This is a genomic window from Acidovorax sp. LjRoot129, assembly GCF_964253765.1.
GTDB lineage: Bacteria > Pseudomonadota > Gammaproteobacteria > Burkholderiales > Burkholderiaceae_C > Acidovorax.
The window spans coordinates 1-4,127 of record NZ_CAXUSE020000005.1; the positions used below are offsets into that span (position 1 = coordinate 1).

Annotated in this window: 4 protein-coding genes and 1 pseudogene; 4 read left to right on the forward strand and 1 reads right to left on the reverse strand. The window is 58.5% G+C overall.

The features are described from left to right. The 3 genes from ACSQ3Q_RS26190 to ACSQ3Q_RS26200 form a co-directional block, all read left to right on the forward strand. A partial coding sequence (locus ACSQ3Q_RS26190) for an ATP-binding protein (protein WP_436137384.1) occupies positions 1 to 191 on the forward strand: 191 nt, incomplete at its 5' end. Positions 192 to 459: 268 nt separating this feature from the next. Then, the gene (locus ACSQ3Q_RS26195) at positions 460 to 2,625 is read left to right on the forward strand and encodes a heavy metal translocating P-type ATPase (RefSeq protein WP_436137385.1); all 2,166 of its coding nucleotides are present in this window, start codon (positions 460 to 462) and stop codon (positions 2,623 to 2,625) included. A gap of 95 nt (positions 2,626 to 2,720) precedes the next feature. Next, positions 2,721 to 3,143 (forward strand): MarR family winged helix-turn-helix transcriptional regulator, encoded by a 423-nt coding sequence (locus ACSQ3Q_RS26200; protein ID WP_436137386.1) that lies wholly within the window; start codon positions 2,721 to 2,723, stop codon positions 3,141 to 3,143. Between the two features lie 456 nt (positions 3,144 to 3,599). On the opposite strand, the gene ACSQ3Q_RS26205 is transcribed toward ACSQ3Q_RS26200, so the two are convergent. Further along, on the reverse strand, positions 3,600 to 3,827 hold the full coding sequence (locus tag ACSQ3Q_RS26205; protein WP_436137387.1) for a hypothetical protein: 228 nt from the start codon (positions 3,825 to 3,827) through the stop codon (positions 3,600 to 3,602). Positions 3,828 to 3,912: 85 nt separating this feature from the next. On the opposite strand from ACSQ3Q_RS26205, the pseudogene ACSQ3Q_RS26210 reads away from it, so the two are divergent. Beyond that, positions 3,913 to 4,127 (forward strand): annotated as a pseudogene (locus ACSQ3Q_RS26210) (MFS transporter); the annotation flags it as partial.

Genomic DNA, 4,127 nt, shown 5'->3' on the forward strand with positions numbered 1-4,127 from the left:
ACGATCCCGAAATTCTTCCGCAGTTGTTTGACCGGTTTTTCCGGGCGGATCCTGCCCGTAGCCATGGACAGAGTGACCATGGCCTCGGGTTGGCCATAGTCGGCGCGATTGCGCGCATGCATCAAGGAAAACCGTTCGCATCGTCCGAGCACCAGATGACAAGTGTCGGAATCGAGATTCGCGCTCATTGACGGGTCGGTTGAGTGAAGGGAAACGGTCCAGGCCGCGCAGAGTTCCTAGCGTTCTCAATCTGTTTGGCGTAGGACAAGACCGTGACATGCGCTTGTTGATTGACTTTAAAGCGGCTTCAAGGTTTCCAATACAGCCATGAAATCTGAAACCAGCACTTCTTCAATCGTTGTTGACACTTGTTGCCCGTCGTGCTCCTCCAGTTCGACAACTCCAGTTCAGTCCCCCACAGCCGGCCCATTGCAAAGCGCGGTATACCGGATCGCCACCATGGACTGCAGTGCCGAGGAATCGGAAATTCGCCGGGCTCTGGAGCCTGTCGCTGGCATCCGTTCTTTGGGTTTTCAACTCGGCGCGCGGACGCTGAAAATCGATGCTGAGGAAAACGCATACCCGCTGGCACTAGAAGCCATCCGAAAAGCGGGTTTCGATCCGAAGCCAGTGGCGGGGGACGATGAGGCCCAAAGTACGCAGCGGAGTGGAACTGATGGAGGTGAGGTCCACGAACATGGTTTTGCCGGTGGCATCTCTCGGTTGATAGCGGCGTTGGTATTTGCGACAGGTGCTGAGGTCGTCTCCTTTTTCGCGCCCGACCAGATGGCCTGGAAGGTGGCGGGCATGGCCATCGCCGCGCTGGCTATCTGGCTGGCCGGGATCGACACCTACAAGAAGGGCATTGCGGCGCTGCTGCGCGGCAAGTTGAACATCAATGCGCTGATGTCGGTGGCCGTCACCGGCGCATTCCTCATTGGTCAGTGGCCAGAAGCCGCGATGGTGATGGCTCTGTACGCGATTGCGGAGCTCATCGAAGCCAAGGCAGTGGACCGGGCCCGAAACGCTATCAAGGGCTTGCTGGAACTGGCGCCCGAAGAGGCGTTGGTACTGGGCACCAACGGAGCATGGACCGCTACACCGGTGGCTTCGGTGGCCATTGGAGCGACCGTGCGCATCAAGCCGGGCGAACGCGTGCCGCTGGACGGTAAGGTGACCAAGGGCAATGGCGCCATCAACCAGGCCCCCGTGACTGGCGAGAGCATCCCCGTGGACAAGGCACCTGGCGACCAGGTGTTTGCCGGCACGATCAACGAGACTGGTGAGCTGGAGTTCGAGGTCACAGCCTTGTCGAGCAACACCACCCTGGCCAGGATCATCCAAGCCGTTGAGCAAGCGCAGGGCACGCGCGCTCCGACGCAGCGCTTTGTCGATCGGTTCGCCTCCATCTACACCCCCGCAGTCTTCGCCATTGCCGTGGCGGTGGCGGTCCTCACTCCTTTCCTGATGGGACTTACCTGGCTGGAGGCGCTCTACAAGGCCCTGGTTCTGCTGGTGATCGCCTGCCCATGCGCTCTGGTCATTTCCACGCCGGTCACGGTGGTCAGCGGATTGGCCGCGGGAGCGCGCCGTGGGATCTTGATCAAGGGCGGAACCTACTTGGAAGATGCCCGGCTTCTGAAGGCGGTGGCGCTGGACAAGACCGGCACCATCACCGAAGGCAAACCCAAGCTGGTGAAGTGGCAGGTGTGGGGGGCCGGTGATGAGGCCGCAATCCAGCAAATGGCAGCCAGCTTGGCGGCGCGTTCCGATCACCCGGTTTCCAAGGCAATTGTTCAGGGCCTGGAAGTAAACGCTTCAGAGGCGGAGAGCTTCAAAGCTTTGCCCGGGCGCGGCGTTGAAGGCATGGTCAATGGTGTACGTTTGACGCTAGGTAATCACCGTCTTATCCATGAGCTAGGCCTGTGCGGGCCAGAGTTGGAGGCGGAGCTGTCCACCCACGAAAAGCAAGGCCGGACGGTAACCCTCCTGGCGGACGATGCGCGCGTCCTGGCGTTGTTCGCGGTAGCAGACACCATCCGAGAAACCTCCAAACAGGCCATCGTCGATCTCAAGGCTTTGGGTGTGACATCCGTGATGCTGACTGGCGACAACACAGCGACGGCAAAAGCCATCGCTGCGCAGGCCGGGATTGATGATGCACGCGGCGATCTGCTTCCTGAGGCCAAGCTCGACGCGATCAAGGAAATGCAAAAGCGCTATGGCGCCACTGGCATGACCGGCGATGGGATCAACGATGCGCCGGCATTGGCGCAGGCCGACATTGGCTTTGCCATGGGGGGAGCGGGAACCGACACTGCCATGGAAGCGGCGGATGTGGTCATCATGAACGATGACCTGCAGCGCGTCGCAGAGACAGTGCGTCTGTCCAAACGTACCCATGCCGTGCTCTGGCAAAACATCACCCTGGCCTTGGGTATCAAGAGCGTGTTCTTGGTCATGGCGGTGGTAGGCACCGCAACGATGTGGATGGCCGTCTTCGCGGACATGGGAGCGAGCTTGCTGGTGGTGGGTAATGGGCTGCGCCTGCTTCGGGGGACACGAGCTGATCCAACCTATAAGGAGGTGAGTGCAAAACCAGTGAAACATGCACACTCGCATTAAGCGATTTCGCACTCTATGGTCGGCAGCTACGTCGCTGGAGCAAAGAAGTTGGCAGCCGAATAATTCCTGGGCTAGTCGTTGCAATAAGTACCAAAATGAGAACTGCTGATTCGGGAAGACTTCTTCGCGAGGTTGTTCGCTTGTTCACACAAGCGCAGAGTGTGGTGATTCAATGCAACAGCACTACGAACAGCCAATGCAATCTGCTGGCCGAATTGGCGCGCTCCGGTCCGCTTGCGTTGTCTGAACTCGGCGTCCGATTCAGACGTGAAAAAAGCTGGGTTTCCCGTTCTGTGGAAGCATTGGCGGGCCATGGCCTAGTCGTCAAGGTGAACAATCCCGCCGATTCCCGGAAGTGGCTGGTCACGCTCACCGACGAAGGGTTGCAGTCAGTCAATGCTTGGAACGCTGCCCTGGATACTCACGCGGAGCAGTTGCTTGCCCACCTGAGTGATGGGGACCGTGTCGCTGTCGAGAAATCTCTTCTCGTTTTATTAAAGGAAATGAGACAAGACTAGTCCACTAGTTGCGGCATGCACCTGATTCCGTCTTCGCTGTCTCGCGAGGTGGATTTATCTCGAACACTGGCTTACAGGACGGTTCCGTCCAGGAGTTTTCTTCCTGGGGAGCGTCGGTGTGGCGCCCCCCCCTGGCTAGCTTGATGTGTTGATCTCTCCATTACATACCTAACAGGAACACCCCAATGAAGAACCATTTTTTGAAATTCGGCTTGGCCGCAGTCTTAATGTCGATGGCAGGCATGGCCATGGCTCAAATCTGATTGCTGCTCAGAACTTGCTGAGTGCTGCCTCGAAATGCTGGGCTGTTGTGACTGCTAGCTAGCTTAGCTATGTCACGAAGGACTGGCGTCGATGGGACGCCAGTCCTTTTCTTTTGACGGGCACGTGCATGTTGCCAATGTGCCATGCGGCGGTGGGCCATGCGACACACCTCCCAATTTCGCGTCCGCGAAACTATGCGAAATCTCGTTTCATCTCGGCCTCGGTCCAGTAGAGCTCGTAGCGGCCTGTCCGCGGCGACTCCAACACGATGGGAGTGTCAGTCCTTGGATATGCAGCCTTGTAGGCCTGCTGCAATTCTGTGAACGTCACCCCTGCTGCGTAGTCAGGCCCATAGCCTGGGTCCTTGTTGCAGTCGGCCACGAATTTTTCAAATCCGCGCTGCGCTTCTTCTCCTGTCATTTTCTTCCTTCGACTGTTAGGACAAACAACATTTAAACAGTTGGCCACCGGCGAGAATGTTGTCGCCCCCAACGCCCACATCACTGTGAACAAGAATTTGTGGCTGCTGGCCCTGTGCCAGGGCCTTTTCCTCACCAACAACGTCGTCTTCATTGCCATCAACGGCCTGGTGGGTTTGCAGCTCGCGCCCTTCGGCTGGATGGCCACGTTGCCGGTGATGGGCTATGTGGTGGGCGGCGCGCTGTCCACCCCGCTGGTGGCGCGCACCCAGAGGCGCTGGGGGCGGCAGGTGTCGTTCCA